Origin of the sequence: Roseibium sp. SCP14, assembly GCF_040329475.1 — a bacterium.
Lineage (GTDB): Bacteria > Pseudomonadota > Alphaproteobacteria > Rhizobiales > Stappiaceae > Roseibium.
Window position 1 is genome coordinate 518,974 of the sequence record NZ_JBDZYH010000002.1, and the last position, 26,738, is coordinate 545,711.

Consider the following 26,738-nt stretch of genomic DNA (forward strand, 5'->3'; position numbering starts at 1 on the left):
CGAGAAAATACGGTTTACCGAACCAGGCAATGCGAAACAGACTTCCGCTCCCTCTCACTTCCAAACATCGGCTCCAATCCTTGTCAGTTCCGACATTGGTCCGTCGGAACTGACAACTCGATCAGACTCCGTCCTCGCGCGGCGATGGGCAATGACCAGAACTCGTCTGGAGGCAGAGAAAAACTGGCTGAACTCGTGCGAGACAGGAGCTTGTCGCGACCCTCGGGCAAACATCTGGCATAGAGCCGTTTCACTGGTCCGGGTATCTCCTTCACATTCGCGTCCAGCACTCGTCCAGCAACTGATTTCCCGAGGCATCCGGTATGTCCGGGATGCGGCAAGAGACGATCATTGGGCAACTCCGTTGTCCACCCTGCTTCGAAAAGCCGGAGATTGCGAAGATCATGTTCTGTTGAAACAGGCCATTCTGGAAGCCGCCGGATCAGAACCGTCAGCTTCAAGGCTTCTCATCCTGAAAACAGCGCAGGGAGAAGGTCACATGGTGTTGCAAATTCTGGGTGATCGACCGGTCATTCTCGACAATCGGTTCCGCTACCCGGTTGATGCAAGGCATCTCGGGCAGGATCGCGTGGCCGCAGTTGTCACCGGCGACGGATATTTTGCTGCCGGTGAGCGCTCAAGTCAGAGCAAGTCCGATTTACGATGAAACAATCCGAATCGAACGATACCACCGAAAAAGTTCCAGCCACCGGCTCGCGATTGATCGGGCTTCCGTTTTCATCCAAAACGCACTTCCGGAACAGGTATTCCCGTTTCTATCCGGCAAAGCAAGTTGCATAGACAGCACAACCCGCTTAAGCAATTTGCAGCGAGCTGTGATGCAAATTCTCAATTGGAGACCTCGATGAACCGGAACCCCGTGCTTTATGACTATTGGCGGTCTTCTGCTAGCTACAGGGTCCGCATCGCGCTCAATCTTCTGGGCCTTGAAACCGAGCTCCGCCCTGTGAACCTGCTCACCGGGGCCAATCAGACAGAGGATTACCTGTCGATGAACCCGCAAGGCTTGCTGCCAACGCTCGTCATCGACGGCAAGCACCTGACCCAATCACTTGCGATCATTGAATATCTGCATGCGACGACCAAAGGGTCGAAGCTTCTGCCCGAGAAGATCGACGGACAGTATCAGGTCCGACAACTGGCTTATGCAATTGCCATGGAGATACACCCGGTCTGCAATCTCAGCGTCGCAAAGCACGTATCCGAGCTGACCGGTGGTGGTGATGAAACCAAGGTGAACTGGATGCGCCACTTCATCAACAAGGGACTTACGGCCTTTGAAGGGCTGCTACAGGATACGGACGGCCCCTTCTGCTTCGGTGACCAACCGACAATGGCTGACTGCTGCCTGATACCCCAGCTCTACAATGCGGACCGCTGGGGCGTCGACACGACCGGTTTTGCCAGGATCGAGACGGTCAGAAAAACAACTGACGGTCTGGAGCCATTCAAGGTCGCCCATCCTGATGCAGTAGGCGCGCCTCCTGCCGAATAAACGCAACAAATGAAAGGCGGGCGGTCTGCGCCGGAAGATCTCCAGCGCAAACTCTCGTCAAATACAGCGGCCGCCATCCACTTCCATCGCAACGCCCGTAATCATGCTGGCCTCGTCCGAGCAAAGGAAACAGGCTGCGTTACCCATGTCTTCGGGGGTCGAAAAGCGGCCGAGAGGAATGGTGGAGAGGAATTTCGCGCGGATCTCCGGCGTGTCCTCCCCCATGAAACTCTTCAGGAGCGGGGTTTCGCCGGCGACCGGACAGATGGCGTTGACCCGAACGCCATCGGGTGCCAACTCCACCGCCATCGTCTTTGTTGCGGTGATCATCCACCCCTTTGAAGCGTTGTACCAGTTGAGCCGTGGCCGCGGACTGAGACCTGCCGTTGAGGCAACGTTGAGGATGGCACCTTCTCCCTTTGCCACCATGAGCGGAACGAGATGACGGGCGGTCAGGTAAACCGACTTGCAATTGACAGCCAGAACCCTGTCAAATTCGTCTTCAGTTACTTCCTGCATCGGTTTCGGCAGGTGCGTAATACCCGCGTTGTTGACCAGGATATCGACCGAACCAAGCGTGGATACAGCTGTTTCTGCCAGTGACTTGACGCTGGCATTGTCGGCAACGTCCACCTTGACCGCAATACCCTCCACTTCGCTTGCAACGACTTCCGCAAGATCCATGTTGAGATCGGCGATGAGCACTTTCGCGCCTTCAGCAGCAAATTTTCGAACGATCCCTGCACCGAAACCGGAAGCTCCTCCGGTCACAATGGCTGTCTTTCCCTGCAATCTCATAAAGTCCTCCAAATACCTTGGCTTCCAGCTCGTTCTTTTCTCATGCCAACCCGGCAAAACGCAGTGAGAGCCGGGTTCCGAGAGCCTTGTTCTGTCAAATCGAACTGCTGCCGCTCATCACCCGGAACTTCGCTTTGTCGCGTCCGGGTCGGACTTGTTTCAACCGTGGTACGCGGCAACGGTCTTGAGTGTGGTAAAACCGTAGAGCGCCTCGAAACCCTTTTCGCGACCATGGCCTGACTTGCCCATGCCGCCAAAGGGAAGCTCGACACCGCCTCCGGCACCGTAATTGTTGATGAAAACCTGACCGCTGCGGATTTTCCGGGCAAGACGCATCTGGCGTGCGCCGTCCCGGCTCCAGACACTTGCCACGAGGCCATAGTCGGTTCCGTTGGCAATGGCCACCGCCTCATCCTCGTCGTCAAATGGAATGATCACCTGCACCGGTCCGAAAATCTCGTCCCTGGCAAGGACGTGCTTGGGATCGACGCCGGCGAAGAGTGTCGGCTTGACGTAATTTCCACCCTCCGGAGCGTCGTTCAAGACACCTTCGGCAACTCTTTCCAGATCGGCGCCACGATCAAGAAAACTGGAGACAATGGCCTGCTGCTTGGCCGAAATCAGCGGACCTACATCAAGATCAGACAGGGCCGGACCGACCTGCAGCACGGCATATCGCTCAGACATCCTTTCAACCACCTGATCCTGAATGGATCGGTGAACGAGAATACGTGAGGACGCGGAACAGGTTTGTCCGGCGTTCTGGATGCCGGCATTCACAAGGAACGGCAGGGCCGCATCCAGATCCGCGTCATCGAAAACAAGCTGCGGCGACTTCCCGCCGAGCTCCAGCGTCACCGGTACGACATTGCGTGCCGCCGCCATCTGGATCTGCACCCCGGTCGCAACCGAACCGGTGAAGCTGACATGGTGGACGCCCGAATGCGCCGACAGGGCAGCACCTGCCTCCGATCCCAATCCTGGAACGACATTGAGAACACCATCGGGAAGCCCGGCCTCCCGAGCAAGATCGGCAAAGGCAAGCGCAGTCAGACAGGCATCTTCCGCGGGTTTCAGAACGCATGCGTTTCCGGTCGCCAGCGCTGCACCAACCGACCGGCCAATAATCTGCATCGGGTAATTCCACGGCACGATGTGCCCGGTTACCCCATGAGGTTCGCGCAGAGTGTAAACCGTGTAGCCGTCGAGATAGGGAATGGTTTCCCCATGCAGCTTGTCGGCAGCTCCGCCATAAAACTCCAGGTATCGGGCAAGCGCGACCGCATCCGCCCGAGCTTGCTTCAACGGCTTGCCGACATCAATCGCTTCGATGCATGCGAGATCTTCCACGCGCTCGAGCACGAGCTGCTGAAGGCGGAAAAGAATGCGTCCGCGCTCAACCGCCGTTGTCCGGCCCCATTCACCGCGCCAGGCGGCATCGGCTGCCGACACCGCTGCATCAATGTCCTCTGAAGTGCCCCGCGCAATCGATCCGATGCGCTCTCCCGTCGACGGGTTCTGCAGAGGCAGCAGCTCACCGCTTGCGGGGGCGACCCACAGGCCGCCGATCAGACACTTTGTCGGGTCAAACCAGAGATCCGGAGACTGGGTCATGCGTTTTTCCTCCTGCGACATCGTCCGGCAAGACCGGAGCGGCTGCGACCAGTTTCCTGGTATATTCGTGTTGCGGATTGTCGAAGACGTCCTCGGTTGGGCCCTGTTCGACGATTTGACCGGATTTCATGACCAGCACCCGTTCGGTGATCGACCGGACAACACTGAGATCATGGCTGATGAAAAGATAGGTCAGACCGAGCCCGTCACTCAGATCCGCCAGGAGGTCGAGGACCTGGGCTCTGACCGAGACATCCAGCGCCGAAACCGCTTCGTCCAGAATGATCAGGTCAGGCTTGATGATCAGTGCCCGCGCGATCGCAATCCGCTGCCGCTGACCTCCACTGAACTCGTGAATGTATTTGTGACGGTCGGCTTCCCTGAGACCAACGCTCTCCAAAGCTTCCGCAATCGCCCTGTCGCGATCAGTCCCCTTCGGTGCATGATCCAACAGGTGAAAGGGTTCGGTAATCAGGCGCTCGACCCTCCAGCGCGGGTTGAAGCTTCCATACGGATCCTGAAAGACAACCTGCATGCGCCGACGCACCGCCTTGTTGGCATGATGGTTTGTAAAGACCGGCTGCCCGTCGAACAGGATCTCGCCGTCCTGCACCTCCTCCAGTCCGAGAATGGCGCGGGTCAGCGTGGACTTGCCGCAACCCGATTCACCGACAAGGCCCAGGCTTTCGCCGCGACGTATCTCGAAACTGACATCGTTCACCGCCCGGAATTGCGAACTTGATCCCCACAACCCATAGGAATGCCTGACATATTCACGCACAACATTGCGAACCTGCAGCAAGGCATCAGGCCTGGAATGACCGGATCTTTCGGGCACATGACCAGAGGCTTCCAGCAAGGCCCGCGAATACGGATGCTGCATGTTCCGGAAGAGGGTATCGGCCGGTCCGCTCTCCACCACCTCCCCCTGCCGCATGATCACCAGATCATCGGCGAGATCCGCAACCACTGCGAGGTCATGGCTGATCAGCATCAACCCGATCCCCTCCTCGGCGACGAGCTTCTTCAGCAACTTCAGGATCTGCGCCTGCGTGGTGACATCCAGAGCCGTTGTCGGCTCGTCGGCAATCAGAAGCCTGGGGCGCAGCGCGATCGCCATTGCGATTACGACGCGCTGGCGCTGCCCGCCCGAAAGCTCATGGGGATATCGCGATAAGGGAAACCTGTCTGGAGGCAGCTCGGCCCTGCTGAGTGCTTCGGCGGCGCGGCTTCTCGCTTCCGCCTTCGAAACCTTCTCATGGATCAGAATGGTTTCAGCGACCTGTGCCCCGATCGTCTTGAGCGGATTAAGTGCCGTCATGGGTTCTTGAAACACCATGCCGACATCCTTGCCCCGGATGTCGCACATCTGTGCTTCATTCAAGGACAGGACGCTCCTGCCGGAAAGCAGGATTTCTCCCTTGCAATCTGTTCCGTTTGGCAACAACTGCATGACACTGAAGGCAGTGATCGACTTGCCGGACCCGCTTTCCCCGATAACACCCAGAACCCGGCCAGGCTCCAGTTCCATGGAAACGTCCTTCAGGATAGGTTGACCATGAATGGAAAGGCTCAGTCCGTTTATCGTCAGAAGGCTCATGCGCGTGCCCTCCTCAGTTTCGGGTCGAGAATGTCACGCAGGCCATCGCCCAACAGGTTCAATCCGAGCACTGTCAAAAGGATGGCAAGACCGGGAAAGAGCGCCAGATGCGGGGCGAACGAAATCATTGTCTGGCTGTCTGCCAGCATTCGCCCCCAGCTGGCGACCGGCGGCTGAGCGCCGAGACCGACATAGCTCAGACCTGCCTCCGCCAGAATGCCGAGCGAGAACTGGATCGTTCCCTGTACGATCAGGAGGTTGGCGACGTTCGGCAGGATATGTTCCAGTGAAATGCGCGCAGGCCCCTTGCCCGCAACGCGAGCCGCCATGATGTAGTCCCTGCTCCAGAGAGACAGTGCCGCCCCGCGTGTCAGGCGCGCAAAAACCGGAATGTTGAAGATCCCGATGGCAATGATGGCATTGAGCGCCGATGCGCCGAAAACAGCAGTGATCATCACCGCGATCAGGAGGCTCGGAAATGCGAACACAAGATCGTTCATCCGCATGATGACTTCGTCCAGCAGGCCGCCTTTGCGTGCTGCCGCTGCAAGTCCCAGCGGCACCCCCGCCAGCATGCCGATACCGACGGCAACCAGCGCCACCGCAATCGAGGTTCTGGCACCGACCATGATCATGCTGAGGATATCGCGCCCGAACTGATCCGTACCGAACGGATGCGCCCAGCTCGGAGACTTGATCTTGTTGGCGATGTCCAGAACCGTCGTGTCGTAGGGGACCCAGAAAAGACTGACGATTGCAGCGCCGGCAAACAAGAAAGTCAGGGTCGCCCCCGGCAGCAGGGTCCGGCTGTGAAAAAGCAAGCTCATTTATCGCCGCCCCCGCAAACGCGGATCGACCCATGCATAGGCCAGATCAACTGCAAAATTGACCACGATGACCGCGAAGACGAGCAACATCACCACGCTTTCAACCACAATGAGATCACGCGCGCTGATCGCCTGAAACACCAGACGTCCAAGCCCCGGCAGGTAGAAGACGTTTTCGATGATGATGGCACCTGCCAGCAGAAACGAGAACTGAAGCCCCATGATCGTCAGGACCGGAATAAGGGCGTTTCGCAAGGCATGGCGCCACATCGCCTGGCCCCTGTTCAGGCCCTTGGCCCGCGCCGTGCGAATGAAATCCTCGTTCAACGTGTCGAGAAGGCTGGATCGCATCACGCGGGTAAGGATGCTGGCTTGAGGCAGGGCGAGTGCGATTGCCGGGAGAGTTAGCGACTTCATTCCGGAGAAGAACCCTGCATCCCACCCTGCAAAACCGCCAGCCGAAAACCAGCGCAGGTTGATGGCGAAGACCAGCACCATCAGCATCGCGAACCAGAAGTTCGGGATCGCGACACCCAGCTGGGTTACTCCCATGACACCCGCATCCACATAGGAACCGCGCCTGGAGGCCGCCCAGATCCCGGCAGGAAACGCAATCAGGGTGCTCAAGGTCAGGGCATAAAGCGCCAGCGGCAGTGAGACCCAAAGGCGGTCACCTATCATTTCTGAAACAGGTGTCCTGTAGGTATAGGAAATCCCGAAATCGCCGGTCAGAAGACCTCCCGCCCAAGAGAGGTAGCGCTCCAGAACAGTGCCGTTGAGTCCGAGTTGCTCACGCAGGGCGTTGAGCGTGTCTTCCTGCGCATTGAGGCCAAGCATGTAGGCCGCAGGGTCTCCCGGCACGACTTCAAGCGCCAGGAAGATCACCACGGACGCAGCCACGAGGCTCAGCGCCAGAGACAGCAAACGTTTCAAGAAATACCGCAGCATGAACCTGTCACACGCCCACCGGCTGTTTGTTCCCGTTGGAAGAAGAGAAAATGAAAGCGGAAAAGCAAGGCACCCGCGTTACCGCAGATGCCTGTGCGGTTATCGGTTCAGTCTTCCCAGTACACACCGGTCAGATCGGTTGCCTGTGTCGGCTGGTTTTCCCAAAGCCCCTTGACCTTCGCATTGGCGACCGTCGGGAAGGCCAGCTGGAACAGGTAGCCATTGACATAATCATTGGAGATCATTTCCTGGGCCTGCTTCAGAAGGTCGGATCTTTTTTCCGGATCGTTTTCCCTGGTCAGATCTTCAAAAATCTTCTGAAAGTCGGCGCTGTCATACTGGAAGTAGTAATCAGGCCGGGCATAAATGCCGATGTCCATGGGCTCGGTATGACTGACGATCGTCAGGCCGTAATCCTTGCCTTTGAACACCTGTTCCAGCCACTGCGCCCACTCAAGATTGGAAATCTCAGTTTCAATGCCAACGGCCCGAAGTTGAGCGGCAATGATTTCTCCGCCACGCCGCGCGTAGGACGGTGGCGGCAGCTTCAAGGTGGTCTTGAACCCATCCGCGTGTCCTGCTTCGGCAAGAAGCTTCTTAGACAGCTCCGGATCATAAGCACTGTTGGCAGTCAGATCGACATAGTCTGGATTATGCGGCGCAAAATGCGTTCCGATTGGAGTGCCATATCCGAACATCGCTCCGTCGATGATTGCCTGCCGGTCAATCGCATGAGCAATCGCCTTGCGAACATTGAGATCATCAAGAGGCGGCAGCTTGTTGTTGGTGGAGAGTATGGTTTCCCCCTCCGTCGATCCCACAAGCACCTGGAAACGAGGATCGGCCTCGAACTGCGGCAGGTTTTCCGGCGCCGGAAAACCGACAAACGCATTCACGTCTTCTGCCATGACAGCCGCAAAGGCCGCGGTCGGATCGGAAATGAACTTGAACGTGGCCTTGTCGAGCTTTGCCGGTTCACCCCAGTAGTCAGCATTTTTCTCCAACTCGATCCTGTCACCCTGAACCCAGTTGGAAAATTTGAACGCACCGGTTCCCACCGGATTGCTCTTGATGTCGGCGATGGTTTCCGGTGCTACGATGACCGCATCACCCCAGGCCATGTTGAACAGGAAACTGCCATTGGGGGCCGACAGGGTCACCTTGACGGTAAGCGGGTCGACAACCTCAACGCTTTCGATCCCGGAAAACAGGGCCTTCTGCGCATTGGCACTGTCGTCTGCACGCGCCCGGTCGAGACTGAATTTCACGTCATCCGCCGTCAGGTCCGTGCCATCATGGAATTTGACATCTGGGCGCAGCTTGAACGAATAGGTCTTTCCGTCTTCAGAGATGGTCCAGCTTTCCGCCAGTCCCGGATTGACAGAGCCGTCCGGACCGAAGCGGGTCAACCCTTCGAAAACATTGGAATAAAGCACGGAATCGATCGCCCCGGCAGCGGCGCTCGTCGGGTCCAGATGCGGCGGCTCCAACTGCATCGCAACCACGATATCGCTCTTGGCATGTGCCAGACCGATGCTTGCGGTCAGCGCCAGAATGCTGATCAGTCCACTCCCAAACTTGCTCAAACGCATAGCTCTCCCCATCTGTCGATGCCGCTTGCTTACGGCTTTACCAATAACTCAATCAAAGAACGGCCCATCACCTTGGCAGAATCGAGCATATCTTCCACGCCCACATATTCATCAGGTTTGTGCGCCAGATCCAGAATACCCGGACCATAAGCGATACAATTCTTCAATTTGCCGATCCGGTCGATATGTTTTTGGTCATAAGTTCCTGGACTGACAACATATTCCGCCTGTTTGCCCATGGTTTCCTCAATGGCCTTGGCAACGGTCTTCACAACCGGCGCCTTCTTGTCGGTCATTGTCGGCAAAACCCGGTGAAGCTCACGCACGTCGTATCGGAAGTCCTCCCGCCGTTCCTCGACGGTCTTCAGTACCTGAAACACCTCTTCCTGCACGTCATCGATATCTTCTTCAAGCAGGAAACGCCTGTCGATCACCATCCGGCAACTGTCGGGAACACACGGACTTGGCAGGCCGGTAAAATCGGCGTCGCCTTCAGCCTGCCCACCATGGATCGAGTTGATGTTGAGCGTCGATTGGCGCGCACCTTCGGGAACAACCGGCATATCCGTCCGTTTTTCCGCCAGAGCCGGAAAGAGGCTCTTTTCCATTTCCTCGACAACCGCCCCCATGTGCCGAACCGCACAGTCCCCCAGGAACGGCATGGAGCCGTGCGCGATCTCACCGAAAGTTTCGACCTCGGCCCACCAGACGCCGCGGTGACCCAGACAGATGCGATCCTTGTTGAGCGGTTCGGGGATGATGACATGATGGACGCGGTTGGGGTCGAAATAGCCTTTCTGCGCCAGATAGGCGACCCCGCCGTATCCACCCGACTCCTCATCCGCTGTCCCGCTGATTTCGATCGCTCCGGCAAAATCCGGATGGACCGCCAGAAAAGCTTCGGCGGCGATGATGCTGGCGGCAAGCCCGCCTTTCATATCGCACGCACCGCGGCCGTAGATTTTTCCGTCGACAAGCTCACCGCCGAACGGATCCTTCGTCCAGCCGTGCCCCACATCGACCACGTCAATATGACTGTTGAAATGAACGCACTCGCCCGTGCGCTTGCCTTCCCTGCGAGCCACAATGTTCCAGCGAGGATATTTCTCGCAATCGCCGGGAGTTCCATGGGCGCGGATCAGCTCGATTTCAAATCCGCTCCGCCTCAGTCGCTTGTCCAGATATTCGCAGATCTCGCGGTAGTTCTCGCCCGGAGGATTGAGCGTCGGAATGCGCAAAAGCTCCTGTGTCAACACAATCAGGTCGTCGCGTCTGGCATCGATCTCTTGGATCATCTTGTCTGTCTGCGGCATTCAGCTTGTTCCCTGGAGCGTTCCGCATTCTATCGGTGCGGATTTGAGGCCTTTGGTCTGACGAGACCGGCCGTTCTGAGCTCATACGTTTGCCAGCTAATCGCCATGGCAAATCTGTCAATAACTATGCTACCGTCTTTCTACGGTGCCAATACCGTAGGAACACGGTGAAAAATGAACGACCTCGAGCAACTTGCTTTCGACAACGCACCCATGGGCCTCGCCCTGACGGAAAACCGCATCATCAGGACTTGCAATGAAACTTTTGCGCAGATGTTTGACTATCGCAAGGAGGAGTTGATCGGCCAGAGTTTCAGGCTGCTTTACGGGTCGGATCAGGAGTTTCACGACATCCGGGACATCGGCCTGGAACCCTTGCGCAAGTCTCTGCCTTATACCGATGAGCGCCTGATGCGCCGGTCGGACGGATCGATGATCTGGTGCAGGTTCCGCGCCCGCACCCTCACACCCGAAACACCGCTTTCCCGCATCGTCCTGAGCTTCGCTCTGATCGACAATACCGTCAGCGGGCCCCAGCTCACACCGCGCGAGCGTGAGGTCCTGCTTTATCTCTCCAAGGGACAAACCAGCAAGGAAATCGCCCGTGCCCTCTCCCTATCGCCCAGAACCATCGAAGATGTCCGGGCACGACTTCTGAAGAAATTTCAGGTCAAGAACGTTGCCGTCCTTCTGGCCCGCCTGTCCGGCCATCAGACAGGCAAGGCACAGCGCTGACTTTTCAATCCGGGCGAAAAGGTTGCAAATGTTCTCAGACCACTCGACCAGGCGTCAGTCCATTCACTTTTTCGATGATCGAGTCCGCATCAATCCCGAAGTGGCCGTAGAGGTCACTGATTGATCCTGTTTGGCCGAAATGCTCTACGCCGAGCGGGATTGTCTGATGTCCACCGACACTGCCGAGCCAGGCAAGTGTTGCTGGGTGGCCGTCGATAACGGTGATCAGCTTGCAATGAGACGGCAGGTCCGCCATCAGGTGTTCGATATGGGAAACAGCTGTCCCGTTTCCGCGTGCTCGGGCGCGCTGAGCGGCGGTCCAGCCGGCATTGAGCCGGTCGGCGGATGTGACCGCCAGAACCCCGACATCTCGCCGGTTTCCGGCGAGTTGCCCTGCAGCCTTGATGGCTTCCGGCGCCACGACACCCTGATAGGCAATGACGATTTCGCAATTCGGGCCGGGTTTGCGCAACCAGTAGGCGCCATCAATGGCCCCTTGGCGGAAGTCTTCGTCCACTCGCTTGACCGGTTGCTCAATCGGATTGGTGGAAAGACGCAAGTAAACGGAGCCACCGGTTTCGTCGCGCAGCCATGTCCGCTCGTCCGGGTCGCCCTCCCCATCACGCTGAAGATAATCGAAGGCCCATGCCATGATCACAGCAAGTTCGTCCGCAAAGGCGGGCTCAAACGCAGCAAGGCCATCCTGGCTCATGCCGATCAGCGGCGTGCCGATGGATTGATGGGCCCCACCCTCGGGCGCCAGTGTTGTGCCGGACGGTGTTCCGACGATCATGAACCGCGCATCCTGATAGCAGGCATAGTTGAGGGCATCGAGACCGCGGCAGACGAAAGGATCGTAGACGGTTCCGATCGGAATGAGCCGTTCTCCGAAGAGCGAATGCGACAGACCGGCGGCGGCAAGCAGCAGGAACAGGTTCATTTCGGCAATGCCGAGTTCGATATGTTGGCCTTCCGGAGTGAACTCCCATTTTGCGGTCGAAGGAATGCGGTGCTCGATAAAGGCATCGGCCATGGCAGTGCGCGCAAACAGCTTGCGGCGGTTGACCCATGGTCCAAGATTGGTGGTGCCCGTCACATCAGGAGACGTCGTGACGATACGTTCCGCCAGTTTGCTGTCTCCTTTCGACAGGTCGTCAAGGACCTTGCCGAAGGCCATCTGCGTCGAGATATCCCGGTCCGACTGCAGTTCGATCGATGGCACATCAATACGGGCATCGGAGTAACGGCGCGCGCCCTTTGAAAAGAAAGGCACTTCAGCCAGAAACGACTTCAGGGCAGGAGCGTCCTGAACTGTTGCGAACGGTTCCCACTCCTCTCCTTCCCTGACACCCATATGCTTTTGCCATTCGGCCATCTGGGTCTTGTTCATCAACCCGCCATGATTGTCCTTGTGACCGGCAATCGGCGTTCCCCAGCCCTTGATCGTATAGGCGAGGAAACAGGTCGGACGATCATGATCGATGGCGGCGAAGGCTTCGGCCATTGTTTCGGTACAATTGCCACCGAGATTTTCCATCAGCTCGGCCAGTTCCTCATCACTGCGTCTGTCAATCAGCGCGGTCACGTCGCCCTGGTCGCCAAGATCGTCCATCAGGCGCTTGCGCCAGACGGCGCCGCCCATGAACGTAAGCGCGGAATATTCCTGGTTGGAACAGTCGTCTATCCACTGTCGCAGCCGGTTGCCGCCCGGTTCATCGAAGGCCGCACGCTGAAGAGCGCCGTATTTGACGCGCACGACCTCCCAGCCGAATGCATCGAAGATCTTCTCGACCCGGTCGAACAGACCCTCCCGAACGATGCCGTCAAGGGATTGCCGGTTATAATCGATGATCCACCAGCAGTTTCTGAGATCGTTCTTCCAGCCTTCCTGCAGTGCTTCGTAAACATTGCCTTCGTCCAGCTCGGCATCGCCCACAAGCGCGATCATGCGCCCGAGCGGACGATCCGACGACCAGTGTTTGGCATCTATGTAGTCCTGAACAAGCGAAGCAAAGGATGTGATCGCGACACCGAGCCCGACGGACCCGGTCGAAAAGTCGACGTCATCGATGTCCTTTGTCCGGGACGGATAGGACTGAACCCCACCAAACCCTCGAAAATTCTCCATTTTCTCGCGGGTCTGATTGCCCATCAGGTACTGGATAGCGTGAAAGACCGGAGACGCATGCGGTTTCACCGCAACCCGGTCTTCAGGACGCAACACCGAAAAGTAGAGCGCGGTCATGATTGACACCATCGAAGCCGAGCTCGCCTGGTGTCCACCTGTCTTGATATCATCTACTTTTGACCGAACATGATTGGCGTGGTGGATCATCCAGTGCGACAGCCACAACAGTCTTTTTTCGATGGTCTTGAGATGTTCGGCGCTCATCGTGAAGTCCCTGTAAATCCAACACTTTCGTTCAATTTAGCGATCCCGGGCAATGGATTCCTTGCTATTTCATACTCTCTTTGGCTAAATTTTAGTGATTTTCGCCAAAAGAAAGAAAAATTATGGCTAATTCCACCAATCTGGATGCATTCGATATTCAAATCCTGCGAGAATTGAGGACTGATGGCCGCATCTCTCTTCAGGAACTGTCCGAGCGCGTCGGTCTCAGCCCGACCCCCGTTTCCCGCCGCCTGAGGAATTTGGAAGAGCGCGGCATCATCACCGGCTACAGTGCGCTGATTGACGAGGTTGCCCTCGGGTACGAAGTTTCGGTTTTCGTTTCGGTTCAACTCGACAAACAGATCGATATCACTCTGGACCAGTTTGAGGACGCAATTCAGGCATTTCCGGAAGTGGTCGATTGCTGGCTCATGACCGGCAATCGCGACTATCTCCTGCGTGTGGCAACCACCGGGCTTGCAGCCTTCGAGACGTTCCTGACCGGAAAACTGACCAAGGTGCCCGGCGTCGCCAATATCGAAAGTTCGATCCCGCTAAGGCGGGTCAAGTCCGGTGTCGCGAGGACACCTTAGGCCGCTGCCGCAGTTGGCTTTTCGGGCATCGCCTGGACAAGATCCCCGAGAATGTCGTCTACATCCTCCAGACCAACCGAAAGCCTGACCAACCCGTCACTGATGCCGTGCGCGGCACGTTCTTCAGGTGTATAGGTGGAGTGCGTCATGGAAGCGGGATGCTGAATGAGCGTCTCCGCATCACCGAGTGAAACCGCGCGCTGGATCATCTTCAACCCATTCATCATGTCGATCCCGGTTTGAAGCCCCCCTTCGAGTTCAAACGCGATCATTCCGCCCGGCTGCGCCATCTGACGCTTTGCCAGATCGTGCTGCTCGTAACTTTCAAGTCCCGGGTAATAGACCTTTGAAACAGCAGCATGTGCTTCAAGCCATTCAGCAACCTGTTGCGCTGAGGAACAGTGGCGATCCATGCGAAGCGCCAGCGTCTTCAGCCCCCGCAAGATCAGGAGCGCATTGAAGGGGGCCATCACCGCCCCGGTCATGTCCTTCATTCCAACAAGACGGATTTCGGTTATCTGTTCCGCACGACCGACAACCAGACCTGCAACCACGTCACCGTGACCACCAAGATACTTGGTTGCCGAATGCAGAACGATATCGGCCCCCATCTCGATTGGCCGGGTCAGATATGACGTCGCGTAGGTGTTGTCGACAACGACAATCGCTCCGCTTTCGTGTGCGATCTCGGAAATCCGGGCAATATCGACCAAACGCATGTTCGGGTTGGCCGGCGTCTCGAAATAAACCACGCGAGTCTTGTCCGAGATTGCCGAGCGCAGGTTTTCGGGATTGGTCATGTCAACATGGGATATCGTGATGCCGAACTTCGCCAACCCGTGACGCATGTAGGCAAAGGTGCAGCCATAAAGCGTTTCATCAACGATGATTTCGTCTCCGGGGCTTACCAGCGTCCAGAATGTCGCCGTGATCGCTCCCATGCCAGAGGACAAGGCAAGGCCGGCTTCCGCGCCTTCCAGCGCTGCGATCCGGCGTTCCAGAAGATCAAGGGTCGGGTTGGAGATCCGGCTGTAGATGTGGCCTTCCCGTTCACCGGCAAACATCTCGCCACCAGCCTCTGCCGTGTCGAAAACGAACGTCGAAGTCAGATGCAGCGGTGGCGTCAATGCACCCTCGTTCTCCATCGGTTCATAAGCGTGGTGAATGGCACGGCTGGCAAAACCCTTGACCCGGCTCATGGCTGTCTCCTTCAATTTCTTTGACAGCAATATGCCCGAAGTCAGAAGGTGATGGATTTCAAATTCTATCATGTTTATGCTTGAAATTAGCAGTATCTGCCAATGAGCAAGAAAATGGATGCAAAAGACCGCCAGATCATCCGAGCCCTTCAGCAGAACGGACGGATGACCAATCAGGACCTCGCAGACAGCGTGAATCTGTCCCCCTCTCCTTGCCTGAGAAGGTTGCGCAACCTGGAAGTCTCCGGCGCCATTCGGGGGTTTGCAGTTGATGTCGACCCGGAAGCCTACGGGCTGCCGATCACGGTTTTCGTGCGCATCCGGCTGGAGCGGCACAATGAGGAAGATGTCCGGAATTTCGAAAGCCGGGTGCAGACCATTGACGAGGTATTGGAGTGCCACGTGTTGACCGGTGCGATGGACTACCAGCTTCGCGTTGTCGTTTCCGGACTGGACGCGTACGAAGATTTCATTCGAAACCGCATCCATCCGATCGGCGGGATCGCGTCCATCGATACAAGCTTCGTCTACGGAACCGTCAAGAAGACGGCCGTCTTTCCAGCGCTGGATTGAATTTGCCCTCGTCTGAAACCGGGTCCTGAACCTTGTTGCGGTCAGGCAGCGAGACGAACTCCGTCTGACGAGAAAAGGTGAGCCTTTTCAAGATCCAGCGCAATGTTGACAGGGTCGCCGACACTCAGTGGAAAGTGCCCGTGTTGACGAACCAGAACCTGACCGACCCCGGGCACGTTGGCGTGCACGTTCGTGTCCGAGCCGAGATGTTCGACCAGCTCGGCAAAACCGCTCATATGAGCATTTTCTTCCGGCACGATATCCAGGTGCTCCGGACGGACGCCCAGTTCATGAGCCTGCTTCTGTCCGGATGCCGTCCCGGTCTTCAGAACGGTGCCATCCTTCAGCCGAACTCCGCCCTCGGCCTGATCGACACTCAGGATATTCATGGTGGGTGAGCCGATGAACTGCGCAACGAACTTGTTGGAGGGGCGTTCATAAAGATCAAGGGGCGTGCCGACCTGCTGAATATCGCCGGCATTGAGGACAACGATCCGGTCTGCAAGGGTCAGCGCTTCCACCTGATCGTGGGTCACGTAGATCATTGTTGCGTTGAGCCGCTGGTGCAGGCGAGCGATTTCCAGACGCATTTCCACTCTGAGCGCTGCATCCAGGTTGGATAGCGGCTCATCAAACAGGAACGCGCTCGGATCACGGACGATGGCCCTTCCCATGGCAACCCGCTGTCGCTGACCGCCGGAAAGAGCCCGCGGCAGCCGCTCTGTAAGCGACGTCAGACCGAGCGTCCTGGCAGCCTCGGCAACCTTGGATGTCCGCTCTTCCTTCTGAGCTTTGCGGATCTCAAGCGAGAAACCCATATTGCGCGCGACATCCATATGCGGATAGAGCGCATAGGACTGGAACACCATCGCCATGTCCCGGTCGCGGGGCGGGATTTCGTTCATGCGCGTGCCGTCGATCATGAAATCACCGCCTGTGATCGGCTCCAGTCCCGCAATCATCCGCAACAAGGTGGACTTGCCGCAGCCGGACGGTCCGACCAGGACGATGAACTCGCCGTCTTCGATGGTGAGGTTGATGTCACGCATGACTTCGACGGAGCCGTAAGCCTTTGCAATATTGCTCAGTTCGATCCGTGCCATTGAACTAGCCTTTCACGGCGCCAGAGGTGAGCCCCTGGACCAGATACCGTTGAATGAAGATGAAGAAGAGACAGGAGGGCACGAGCGCAAGCACGCCGGCCGCCATCATCTGTCCCCAGTCGACGGAAAATTTCGAAACGAATGTGAGCAACCCGACTGGGAATGTCATCGTATCGTTCGAGTTGATCAGCATCAGTGCAAACAGAAGCTCACTCCACGCCGCGGTGAAGATGAAGCCCAGCGTCGCCCCGAGACCCGGCAGGGTCAGTGGAAGAATGATCTTGCGCAGGGCTTCGAACCGGGTGCAGCCATCGATCATCCCGGCCTCTTCAAGGTCCTTCGGAATACCGTCGAAAAAGGACTGCATCAGGAAGGTCGCGAACGGAATGTTGAAGGCCGTGTAGACGATGATCAGGCTGGTCAGCGAGTTCAAAAGGCCCAGTGCCGCAACGATCTTGTAGATCGGTGCAATGATCATCAGCAGCGGAAACATCTGGGTGATCAGCATGATCGCGATCACAAGACGCTTGCCGTGGAAATCGAAGCGCGAGAAGGCATAGCCGGCAGCTGCTGCGATACATGTTGTGATCGCGGCCGTTCCGATCGACACGACGAGACTGTTGCGGAAGTAGGCGAGAAAATCCGTCTGCAAAAGTACAGTCTGAAAGTTCTCGAACGTGAACCTGCTGGGAACCAGTGCGGTGCCTTCGGAGAAGATAAGCTTGTCCGGTGTGATCGCAATCTTGGCCAACCAATAGAGGGGGAACAGCGCGAAGATCACATAAAAGGCCAGCGCCAGATACTTTCCGGTCACCATCCACGGCGAGCTTGGTCGAAGAGTTCTCATGATAGCCCTCAGATCTTGACGAGCTTGCGTCGCAGCACCAGCAGGATCACCGCATAGATCAGCAGCAGTCCAAGCAGGGCGACGGCAATGGCCGATGCGTATCCGAAGTCCAGCTTCCGGAAGGCCGTCGTAAAGATGTAGGTGGACAGGATCTGCGTCGAATTGGCGGGACCGCCACCGGTCATGACAAAGATCAGGTCGGCGAAATTGGCGATCCAGATAGTGCGCAACATCACGGTGATGGCAATCATCGGCGCCAGGAACGGCAGCGTAATCTTCGTGAACATCTGCCAGGGGCTCGCACCATCGATTTCAGCGGCTTCATAAAGTTCACCCGGAATGGACTGCAACGCGGCGAGAAGTGTGATCGCGAAAAACGGAATACCGAACCAGACATTGGCCGTGATCGGCCCCCACATGGCCAGGTTCGGGTCGCCGAGAATGTTGAAAGGTTCGGAAAGAATGCCAAGCGCGGCGAGCCAGTGCGGCAAGGGTCCGATGGTCGGATTGAAGAGCCACGCCCAGGTCAACGCCGACAGGAAGGTCGGAACCGCCCATGGCAGGAAGACAAGGGCCTGCACAAGTCGCTTGCCGTAGAAATGTGTGTTCAACAGCAGCGCCAGGCCGAGGCCGAGAAAAAACTGAAAGGTGATGGAACCGATCGTCCACCAGAAGGTATTGGTCAGCGCGAGCCAGAATTTCCTGTCGCTCCACAGCGCCTGGAAATTCTCAAACCCGACCCAACCTGACTGGAAGGGTCGCAACAGATTGACTGCCTGAAAGGCATAGGAAATCCCGATGGCAAGCGGCACCAGCATCACAAGTGCAATCAGGATGATTGCCGGGGACAGGTAGAGATAAGGCTCCACCATGTAGCGGAAGTAAAAGGAGCCGCGCGCCCGGGTTTCCCCGGACGCGCTGTCAGCTATTGCTGTCATTGTGACTTTTTCCAGCGTGCATATTCTTCCGTCAGGAACTCTGCCCACTGATCGGCAACATCCTGAGCACTCACCTGACCCAGAAGGGCTTCCTGGCTGGATTCCAGAGCAATGGAATCTGCGAAGTAACCGAACTGTTCCAGATAGGTCGGCATGACCGTCGGAATGTACTGGTCGCCATTGAGGGTTTCGAACCAACCGGCAAACTGCTCGGTCTTGAAGTGCGGATCCTGCTCGGCACCTTCATGGATCGGGATGACGCCAACGCGCTTCGCCCAGGTCTTGTTGGCTTCAGGGTTGGAAAGATGCGCAATCAACTTCCAGGAGAGATCCTCGTCCTTGGTGCTGTCGAACATCGCCCATCCGGCAAATCCGATGGTCGGGAAGGCCTTACCGCCAGGTCCGACCGGCATCGGCACGACGGCAAAGTCATCTGCATCCATGCGCTCGGCAACGGCAATCAGGGCATCCGGATCCTGATCCAGGAACGCACAGGTACCGGAATAGAAACCAGCAACGATTTCGTTGAAGCCCCAGCTGACGGCATCCTTCGGAGCATAGCCCTTCTGGTAAAGATCGATCAGGAACTGGATACCTTCAACGGACCCTGGCTGATTGAGAGTGCTCTTGCCGTTTTCATCGAAGAACGTGTTGTCGCCGTTCATGGTCGCGGCCATCATGATCCAGCCGTTCAGGCCGCCCGGACCACCGCGCAGGCAATAACCGTACTTGCCGTCCAGCTCGGAAACCGCCTTGGAAGCCGCCATGAACTCTTCCATGGTTTTCGGAGGTGCTTCCACGCCCGCTTCCTCGAGCAGTTTCTTGTTGTAGAACAGCGCGCGCAGATAGAAGCCGTACGGGATCATCCGAGCGGTTTCACCATCTGTCTGACGTCCCATGTCGAGCGTCTTCTGGGTCAGCGTTTTGCCGTGTTCCCAGTTGGCGATCTTGTCGTTCAGATCGACAAGCTTGTCCTTGTAGATCCCTGCCCAGCGGTCAGGCATTTCCACGACATCCGGGATATCGCCACCGGCCACCATAGTTGCGAACTTTTCGAACGCCTGTCCCCACGGCAGCGAAACGATCTCTACTTCCGTTCCCGGATTTGCGGCTTCGAACTCATCGACCAGACCCTGTAGAACTGCCGTGCGTTCCGGGCTGGTGATCACTTCAACCAATTTCAGGGTTTCTGCATGCGCTGCAGTTGTTGCCATGACGGCGATCGCGCTAATTGCGCCAAGTAACTTTCTCATAATCTCCTCCACTTTCCCTGATGTGTTTTTCGGTACGCCTTATTTTCGATTGACGCTTTGACTGAGGGCCTGCTCAAAATCGGCCCAAAGATCGTTTGGATCCTCCAATCCAAGACTGAGACGCACAATCCGCCCCGAAACTCCGAAGCGTTGCAGAGAGTTCTGCTCGCCAGATTGATTGAGAGCGATCTGCGTCGGCAGCAGAAGGCTTTCAAAACCTCCCCAGCTGACCCCAAGCCGGAACAGTTTCAGGGCGTCCGCAAAGCTGGGAATATCGACAGCCTCGTCGAACTCCACTGACAACAGGCCGGAACGTCCCGTGAGACCGGGTACGGTATTGGGCCCCGGTGACATCACCTTGCGAACCAGTTCATGCTGCGAGAGCCGGTCAATGAATGTGTTTGCGGTGGCCTGGTGCTGACGCATGCGCACACCAAGGGTTCGCAGCCCCCTGGTCAGCAGAAACGCTTCGAACGGCGCCAGCTTTCCGCCCAATAGCGAGAGCGAAAGATCCCGGATCCTGTCAATCAGCTCCGTCCGGGAAATGACGATGCCAGCAACCGTGTCCGAATGCCCCGACAGGTATTTCGATGCGGAATGAAGAACGATGTCGATCCCAAGCGTCAGCGGACGCTGAAAGACGGGTGTCGCCCAGGAGTTGTCGATCACCGTCAAAGTTCCGTGCCTCCTGGCGTGAGCAGAAACCTTCGGCAGGTCCATCGCCTGGAAGACAACCGTGTTCGGACTTTCCAGATAAGCCAGTTTCACGCCGCGAAGCAGGTCCGAATTGTTTTCGAATTCCTCGACCGGGTGGTAGGTAACTTCAACCCCGAATGGGCGCAGCAAACGCTCAAACAGACGGTACGCATCCGGATAAACATGTTCGACACAGGCGATCCGGTCACCCGGACGTACGAGCGCAAGAACCGTCGACGAAATCGCTGCCATGCCGGAAGCAAAACCAACGGCGGCCTCGCCCTCTTCGGCTTCGGCCACCATTTTTTCCAACACCGCCACGGTCGGGTTCTGCACACGCGTGTAGAGAGGATCGCCGGAGCGACCTGCCATCCGGTCTTCAAACGCCTGGTAATTGTCAAAGGAAAACAGCGACGTCTGCACGATCGGCGGCACAACGGCCCCACCGAATCCGGTTGCTGCGGCTGCCAGCAAAGTGTCCATTGAAAATCCGTCCGAGAAATGATCAGCCATTGTGTTCCTCGGCAATTTCCTGCGTTTCGGCACAAACCATGTCGATGATGGTTGCGGTCAATTCCGCAGCCCGGTCTTCGTCCCCGGCGATGATCGCGTCTGCCAGAGGCCGATGCAGTGGGATCGACGCCTCACCCAGATGAGGCTTTCCGAATGGCGTTTCGTAAATGTCGTGAAAACACTTGAGAATCTGCTCGATAATCTGCTCGAACAACGAATTTCCGGTCGCCTCGTGCACTGCCTTGTGGAAGCGATGGTCGGCAGGCCGCCAGTCTTCGCCGGCTTCATAAACGGCCATCAACTCCGCTGCACGCGCATTGATGATCCGGCGCTGATCCGGTGTGGCAAGACGTGTGGCGATCCGTACAGCTTCGATCTCCAAAGGCCGACGCACCTGCTGCATGCGCAACAGGCTTTCAGCTTCATGCTTGATCGTGAGCGCGACGCGGAGCGTGTTTCTTGAGACTTCCGCGATCAGCCTGGTTCCCGCACCCTTGTTGCGGCTGACCACGCCCATGCTTTCCCAGGTCTTCAGTGTTTCACGGATAGTCGAACGCCCGAACCCAAGCCGGCGTACAAGCTCCAGTTCCGGTGGCAGGCGATCACCGACTTTCAGCCCCTCCTCCTCGATCAATTTGATGAGGGCATGCGGAACATCGCGAGGCTCTTCGGCCATCTCCGCGCCAGTGGCGAGATTTTTCTGCTGTGATTTTTCCGGCATGGACCGCGTTCGACCTTTCTTGTAGCTGTCAAAACCATATCACTTTGTCAGACATTGTAAACATTATGTCAGACATAATTTTTCACAACGCTTAAATCTTATATAAGCCTCTGTTTTAATTAATTTTTTTGAAAACGTAAAAACTGAAACTGAACCAGAGGACGCATAACAAGCGAAAGACAAGCGCTCTCCGGACCAACATGTAACGCGCAAGAACACTTGGCCAAAATGGGCTTATCCGGGATTAAGTGATTTTTGGTGGATTTCTGCCGTTCCCGGGCACTTTGTGGGAAGACAATCGCGTAACTTCATTTGGCCCAAAATGGCCGAAATCAGCGATTATTTGGGAAAATCGGAAAAATGTTCAGTCTCGAAGGTAGCAACTTTGAGATGCTGTAAGTTCCAACTTCCAATCCTTGGTACGAACTTAGAAACAGCTTTCACCAACAGGGCAGGTTCGGAGCCAGTTAGCAAAAAATTATGCGGATAGCTAAAATGGAATATCGTCTTTGATCCTGAACGGGGTTTCGATTTCAATCTCGTCGGGGTCATCGATTACTGTGTATTCACCATCCGTTTCGTTCCAAATTTCAGGTGGATTGTCGATATCGAAGGTGCAATTGTCAAACTCACATCTTTCTATAGACCAACGATTTATTTCTGCACCTGAAACATCACTACGAACAAACCTGTGGTCTCCTCCAAGGAGGTCCAGATCGAGTTCAGCGAATTTGAAACCCAAATAGGTGTTTCCTTCTCGACTCGCTATTTTCAATGGGGGACAAGTCTTCGCGAATGGGTAGGCTGAAGAGAACTCCGTCTCGTCGCAGTGAATGCCCCCACTTTCAAGGTACCTGCTAAATTCCACAGGGCTGGACGAACGTATTCTGGTCCCACTAATTGAGGATATCGGAAAGTGCTCGTAATACTCAAAAGTCTGGCAGACTTCCGCCGCCCCCCAATTTTACACCTGACAAGTCGAGTAGCCGTTTTTTTTAGGCTTCGGTTTCGTTTTATTCGTGCCTGCTCAAATGAACGATTTATTTGGTGCAAATTGCGCCTAGCTACACTGACCGGAAAGTTATGATTTATGGCGATTTGATCAAAAATCACTTCGAGAGCAATCAAAGCATATTCTTCTTGAGAGCCTAGCGCGACAGTCTCGAGCATTGCTAGCCCGACGCCAACTTTTTGGGGATCGTTACCACTTACAAAATCTATCGCTTTCTCCAACAATAGAACCATTTCCGCATCATCGCGGCTATCGTTCTGCCGTTATTGTTCTTCAGCTTGTCTGGTTGCGATTGATCCTCTCCAGAGGACTGTCAGCAAAGTCACAATGGCGATTGCAGCCGTAGGGAGAGGGCTCGCAGTTCTTGACCGATCTGCGTGCCAGCAAAGTCTGAAATCACATTTGAAACGGCTTCACTTACGGTCAGTGTCGGCATGCGCTCAATAGCCTGTAGAAATTGTCTATGCGCTTCAAATTATTGACACTTCACTCTGAGTTGCAAGCGAGAGCTGCAGCGGCTAAGTTAATGAATATTAACACTCGCGTCGGCCATCTCGAGAACAAAACAACGGCTGACTAGGCGAGGCTTTACAGTTAACGCGAGCGATTTGTTTACGTCGCAGGCGCACTGGAGGGGCAAAGAATAGTTACTTTAGTTTCGTGAGCCCGTGTCGCCTTAAGCGCTTTTGCCGACTGAGACAAGGACGCCGGATTAGGCAAGGTCTTGTTTTCTTAGACAACACGAGCTTTGGATCGCTCGATAGCTCGAAAAGAGACTTTAGAAGGTCTCGTTCAGTTTACGCTATAGACGACGAATTTTACATATTAGTTTCTGGGGAGAGATGTTTTGGCACATTACATAGTCACGACGCATTTGGACGAAACATTTGAAGACAACGGGCTCGATAGCTCAGATGGTTCTGGTCTTTCGCTTCGGGAAGCCATTGGACTTGCTAACAAGACCGCAGAACCGGACACGATTTCCTTCGGTGGCGCTTTTTCATTCTTGGGCGGAGATAGCAGCCTGATCCGGCTTGAGCATGGCATCATGCAGATCAGTGAAGATCTTACGATTGATGGCACAACTGCACCAGATATTGTCATTAGCGGAGATACTGACGCGGATGATGAGACGCTGGCTGGCAGCAATATTACCGATCTTTCTTCGATAAGCGATCGCAACGCACCAGACTTCATGTCTGACAATTCCCAAATATTTTCTGTTTCGGGCGCAACTTTTGTCTTGAAGGACCTCACTCTGACGGGGGGGCACGCTCAAGGAAGCGGTACGACCGGAGGGGCGATAACAGGGGCTGCTGACCTGACCCTCGATCAAGTGAACATTGTTGGCAATTTGGCCTCTTGGGGTTCTGGTGGGGGAGTAAGGGTCACAAATGGCAGTCTTACGATCCGCGACTCTGAATTGTCGAATAATATCTCATTTGGAGGCGGCGGTGGCGTATCGACATCCAATGCTGACGTGCTTATCGAACGCTCCACACTCACTAGTAACAAAGCTTTGGGGCTCGACACAAATGGTGGCGGAAGCGCAGGCGGCGCAGTTAGCACGGCTGATAGCGTCTTCGTGCGCGATAGCGTTATCTCAGACAATCAAGCTACCGGAATGGGCGCTATCGGTGGCGGTATACTTGGTGCGACGAGTATTACGGTTGAAAACAGCACTCTGTCCGGAAACTCTACCAGTGGTGAAAGTTCAGCAGGAGGTGCACTTTATGCCTCAACCAGTTCGGGCGAGATCACCATCTCAGACTCGACCATTACAAACAATTCCACTGACGGGCGGGGAGCATCGGGTGGAGCATTGAGAAGCTTGGACGTCAATGTCACAAGCAGCGTCTTAGAGAACAACAAGACGCTTGGAGACAATTCACTAGGTGGTGCAATTTCAGCTACGACCGCAGTAATCGAAAGTTCTGAATTTACTGGAAATGGAACAGAGGGTTTCAGGTCTGGTGGCGGCGCAGTCTACACGGGACTCCTAACGACTGTCACAAATTCCAAGTTCACCAACAATTACACTCTAGGTCTAGATTCTGACGGCGGAGCTCTGGCCGGAAGTTCTTCTTCAGACGTGTCAGTGATCAAAAATTCCGAGTTCGTCGGAAACCACACATCAGGTGATGACAGTGGTGGAGGCGCAGTCTCCATTACCAGCGTTTCTATCGTGAACGCGACATTCGCTGAAAACTTCACAACTGGTGAAGATTCCCGCGGCGGTGCACTCGCTGGTGCGAAGAGCCTAGTCAATTCTACCTTTGTGGACAATGCGACGTTCGGAGATCGATCACACGGTGGAGCAATCAGTTCTGCAGACAGCATCGTGAACAGCACTCTGACTGGAAATAAGACGCACGGAGCAGATTCTGTCGCTGGAGGAGTGTGGAGCTTCTTCAATATTGCCAATAGCATTATTTTGGGCAATGACAGCGCACAAACTGATTTCAATGAGCTTGGTGTCACGGGTGTTACAAACAGCAATGCATCCAGTTTCACTGGTTTCAACTTGATCGGCACAAATACGCTTGGTTTCAACGCGAGTGGAAGCGATAACGTCGCCAACGCAGCGGCGAGCGATGTTTTTGAGCAAACCAAAATAGTCGCAGGTCTAGTATCGGGTGTCCTGAGCGATAATGGAGGACTGATTCAAACGGTTACATTGAACCTGTCGGGGCCGGCAGTTGACGCTGGTATTGTTGCAAGTCTTCCGTTGGACACCTTGGACGTTGATGACAATGCAAACACTGCAGAAACTCTGCCAATTGACGCCAGAGGTGTTCCGCGACTGGTTGGTCAAAGTGTCGACCTGGGAGCAGTCGAAATTGGTGGCGCTGTGCAAACGGGAACCAATTCCGTTGACACACTAATAGGTTCAGGTGTTGTCGATTGGTTATGGGCTCGCTCTGGTAACGATTTGATCTCAGCCTTTGATGGTGACGATGTTCTGTTTGGTGAGGCAGGTGACGATACACTTCTGGGAGGTGCCGGCAACGACGCTCTGAATGGCGGCACGGGAACGGATACGGCGTCTTACGAGAATGCCTTGGGGGCAGTGAATGTCGATTTGCGGTGGAGCGGTCGCAATGTAGGCAGCGGGGAAGGCAAGGACAGCTTCGATTCCATTGAAAACCTGACCGGATCGGACTTCGGTGATCGTCTTGCCGGAACAACGGGAAACAACGTGTTGGACGGCGGCGACGGCAATGATGTTTTACGTGGCCTCGGCGGCTCCGACACGCTGTTGGGCGGCGACGGCGACGACAATCTCAGAAGTGGCGATGACGTTGATGATCTGTCGGGCGGCGCGGGCGTTGATGCGCTTGTTGCCCTCGGCGGCAACGACACGCTGTCAGGCGGATCGGGCAACGACTTCCTTTATGGTGGCCAGGGCGATGATCAGCTGTTCGGCAACCGCGACGATGATCGCCTGAAGGGCAACCGCGGCAACGACACGATCGACGGCGGCAACGGCAACGATAGCATTTACGGCGGCGGCAACAACGACACGATCACCGGAGGTGCTGGCAACGACTGGATCGTCGGCGAAAACGGCAATGACACGATCACCGGAGGTGCCGGCAACGATATCCTGCGTGGCGGCTCGGGCGGATCGACCGGCGACGGCTACAAGGACACGTTTGTGTTCAAGGTTGGGGACGACAGCGACACTATCAAGGATTTTGAAAACGATCGCGATCAGCTTGATGTGACGGATTTCGCGCTTGCGGATTTCGCAGCCCTGCAGGCACTGGCCAGCGACCGTCCCTCCGGTCTTCGTCTTGACTTCGGAGACGGAGACATCCTGTTCATCGACAATATGAGCCTGGCCCTGCTCGATAGCGGCGATGTGATCCTTTAGGACCCTCCTTGGTGATTATGGCAATCGCAGTGCGGTTTCTTTAAGCGCTCGCGTTCGCAGTTCCACAGATCGCAAACT

General features: G+C 55.9%; 22 protein-coding genes. 6 read left to right on the top strand and 16 right to left on the bottom strand.

Annotated elements, in window-relative coordinates; all coding sequences use genetic code 11:
- The first annotated feature begins 151 nt into the window (after positions 1-151).
- Both ABLQ08_RS09705 and maiA read left to right on the top strand, forming a co-directional pair.
- On the top strand, positions 152-667 hold the full coding sequence (locus ABLQ08_RS09705) for a transglutaminase-like cysteine peptidase (protein ID WP_352941209.1): 516 nt from the start codon (positions 152-154) through the stop codon (positions 665-667).
- A 198-nt stretch (positions 668-865) separates the two neighbouring features.
- Positions 866-1,516 (top strand): maleylacetoacetate isomerase, encoded by a 651-nt coding sequence (maiA, locus tag ABLQ08_RS09710; protein ID WP_352941211.1) that lies wholly within the window; start codon positions 866-868, stop codon positions 1,514-1,516.
- Positions 1,517-1,573: 57 nt separating this feature from the next.
- On the opposite strand, the gene ABLQ08_RS09715 is transcribed toward maiA, so the two are convergent.
- The 7 genes from ABLQ08_RS09715 to ABLQ08_RS09745 form a co-directional block, all read right to left on the bottom strand.
- Entirely contained in the window at positions 1,574-2,314 is a 741-nt protein-coding gene (locus ABLQ08_RS09715; RefSeq protein ID WP_352941213.1) for an SDR family oxidoreductase, read from the bottom strand.
- 159 nt (positions 2,315-2,473) lie between these two features.
- A complete protein-coding gene (locus ABLQ08_RS09720; protein WP_352941215.1) occupies positions 2,474-3,928 on the bottom strand; it encodes an aldehyde dehydrogenase family protein in 1,455 nt (484 codons plus the stop codon).
- Entirely contained in the window at positions 3,900-5,528 is a 1,629-nt protein-coding gene (locus ABLQ08_RS09725) for an ABC transporter ATP-binding protein (RefSeq protein ID WP_352941217.1), read from the bottom strand. Before ABLQ08_RS09725 ends, ABLQ08_RS09720 begins: the two co-directional genes overlap by 29 nt.
- Complete coding sequence (locus ABLQ08_RS09730) at positions 5,525-6,355, bottom strand: ABC transporter permease (protein WP_352941219.1); 831 nt, start codon at positions 6,353-6,355, stop codon at positions 5,525-5,527. The genes ABLQ08_RS09725 and ABLQ08_RS09730 overlap by 4 nt, the downstream gene beginning before the upstream one ends.
- Positions 6,356-7,303, bottom strand: a complete 948-nt coding sequence (locus tag ABLQ08_RS09735) for an ABC transporter permease (protein ID WP_352941222.1) — start codon at positions 7,301-7,303, stop codon at positions 6,356-6,358.
- 107 nt (positions 7,304-7,410) lie between these two features.
- Positions 7,411-8,895, bottom strand: coding sequence for an ABC transporter substrate-binding protein (locus ABLQ08_RS09740; protein ID WP_352941225.1), 1,485 nt, complete (start codon positions 8,893-8,895; stop codon positions 7,411-7,413).
- Between the two features lie 29 nt (positions 8,896-8,924).
- On the bottom strand, positions 8,925-10,208 hold the full coding sequence (locus ABLQ08_RS09745) for an acetylornithine deacetylase/succinyl-diaminopimelate desuccinylase family protein (protein ID WP_352941227.1): 1,284 nt from the start codon (positions 10,206-10,208) through the stop codon (positions 8,925-8,927).
- Positions 10,209-10,382: 174 nt separating this feature from the next.
- On the opposite strand from ABLQ08_RS09745, the gene ABLQ08_RS09750 reads away from it, so the two are divergent.
- A complete protein-coding gene (locus tag ABLQ08_RS09750) occupies positions 10,383-10,943 on the top strand; it encodes a PAS and helix-turn-helix domain-containing protein (protein WP_352941230.1) in 561 nt (186 codons plus the stop codon).
- 34 nt (positions 10,944-10,977) lie between these two features.
- Here ABLQ08_RS09750 and ABLQ08_RS09755 read toward each other — a convergent pair whose 3' ends face one another.
- On the bottom strand, positions 10,978-13,335 hold the full coding sequence (locus tag ABLQ08_RS09755; protein ID WP_352941232.1) for a 1-deoxy-D-xylulose-5-phosphate synthase N-terminal domain-containing protein: 2,358 nt from the start codon (positions 13,333-13,335) through the stop codon (positions 10,978-10,980).
- A 122-nt stretch (positions 13,336-13,457) separates the two neighbouring features.
- On the opposite strand from ABLQ08_RS09755, the gene ABLQ08_RS09760 reads away from it, so the two are divergent.
- A complete protein-coding gene (locus ABLQ08_RS09760; protein WP_352941235.1) occupies positions 13,458-13,928 on the top strand; it encodes an Lrp/AsnC family transcriptional regulator in 471 nt (156 codons plus the stop codon).
- Here the strand turns inward: ABLQ08_RS09760 and ABLQ08_RS09765 are convergent.
- A complete protein-coding gene (locus ABLQ08_RS09765; protein ID WP_352941237.1) occupies positions 13,925-15,127 on the bottom strand; it encodes a methionine gamma-lyase in 1,203 nt (400 codons plus the stop codon). The two genes, ABLQ08_RS09760 and ABLQ08_RS09765, sit on opposite strands and share 4 nt — an antisense overlap.
- Positions 15,128-15,241: 114 nt before the next feature.
- Between ABLQ08_RS09765 and ABLQ08_RS09770 the strand changes: the two genes are divergently transcribed.
- The gene (locus tag ABLQ08_RS09770; protein ID WP_352942575.1) at positions 15,242-15,700 is read left to right on the top strand and encodes an Lrp/AsnC family transcriptional regulator; all 459 of its coding nucleotides are present in this window, start codon (positions 15,242-15,244) and stop codon (positions 15,698-15,700) included.
- Positions 15,701-15,741: 41 nt separating this feature from the next.
- Here ABLQ08_RS09770 and ABLQ08_RS09775 read toward each other — a convergent pair whose 3' ends face one another.
- The 7 genes from ABLQ08_RS09775 to ABLQ08_RS09805 form a co-directional block, all read right to left on the bottom strand.
- On the bottom strand, positions 15,742-16,803 hold the full coding sequence (locus tag ABLQ08_RS09775; RefSeq protein WP_352941240.1) for an ABC transporter ATP-binding protein: 1,062 nt from the start codon (positions 16,801-16,803) through the stop codon (positions 15,742-15,744).
- 4 nt (positions 16,804-16,807) lie between these two features.
- Positions 16,808-17,650 carry a carbohydrate ABC transporter permease gene (locus ABLQ08_RS09780; protein ID WP_352941242.1) on the bottom strand — a complete coding sequence of 281 codons (843 nt, stop codon included), beginning with the start codon at positions 17,648-17,650 and terminating at the stop codon, positions 16,808-16,810.
- An 8-nt stretch (positions 17,651-17,658) separates the two neighbouring features.
- A complete protein-coding gene (locus ABLQ08_RS09785; RefSeq protein WP_352941243.1) occupies positions 17,659-18,588 on the bottom strand; it encodes a carbohydrate ABC transporter permease in 930 nt (309 codons plus the stop codon).
- Positions 18,585-19,841, bottom strand: coding sequence for an ABC transporter substrate-binding protein (locus tag ABLQ08_RS09790; RefSeq protein ID WP_352941244.1), 1,257 nt, complete (start codon positions 19,839-19,841; stop codon positions 18,585-18,587). The genes ABLQ08_RS09785 and ABLQ08_RS09790 overlap by 4 nt, the downstream gene beginning before the upstream one ends.
- 39 nt (positions 19,842-19,880) lie before the next feature.
- The gene (locus ABLQ08_RS09795; protein WP_352941246.1) at positions 19,881-21,050 is read right to left on the bottom strand and encodes an aminotransferase class I/II-fold pyridoxal phosphate-dependent enzyme; all 1,170 of its coding nucleotides are present in this window, start codon (positions 21,048-21,050) and stop codon (positions 19,881-19,883) included.
- Positions 21,043-21,771, bottom strand: coding sequence for a FadR/GntR family transcriptional regulator (locus tag ABLQ08_RS09800; RefSeq protein ID WP_352941249.1), 729 nt, complete (start codon positions 21,769-21,771; stop codon positions 21,043-21,045). Before ABLQ08_RS09800 ends, ABLQ08_RS09795 begins: the two co-directional genes overlap by 8 nt.
- 490 nt (positions 21,772-22,261) lie before the next feature.
- Positions 22,262-22,513 (bottom strand): hypothetical protein, encoded by a 252-nt coding sequence (locus tag ABLQ08_RS09805; RefSeq protein WP_352941250.1) that lies wholly within the window; start codon positions 22,511-22,513, stop codon positions 22,262-22,264.
- 1,117 nt (positions 22,514-23,630) lie between these two features.
- Here ABLQ08_RS09805 and ABLQ08_RS09810 point away from each other — a divergent pair.
- On the top strand, positions 23,631-26,660 hold the full coding sequence (locus tag ABLQ08_RS09810; RefSeq protein WP_352941253.1) for a choice-of-anchor Q domain-containing protein: 3,030 nt from the start codon (positions 23,631-23,633) through the stop codon (positions 26,658-26,660).
- The last annotated feature ends 78 nt before the right edge of the window (positions 26,661-26,738 follow it).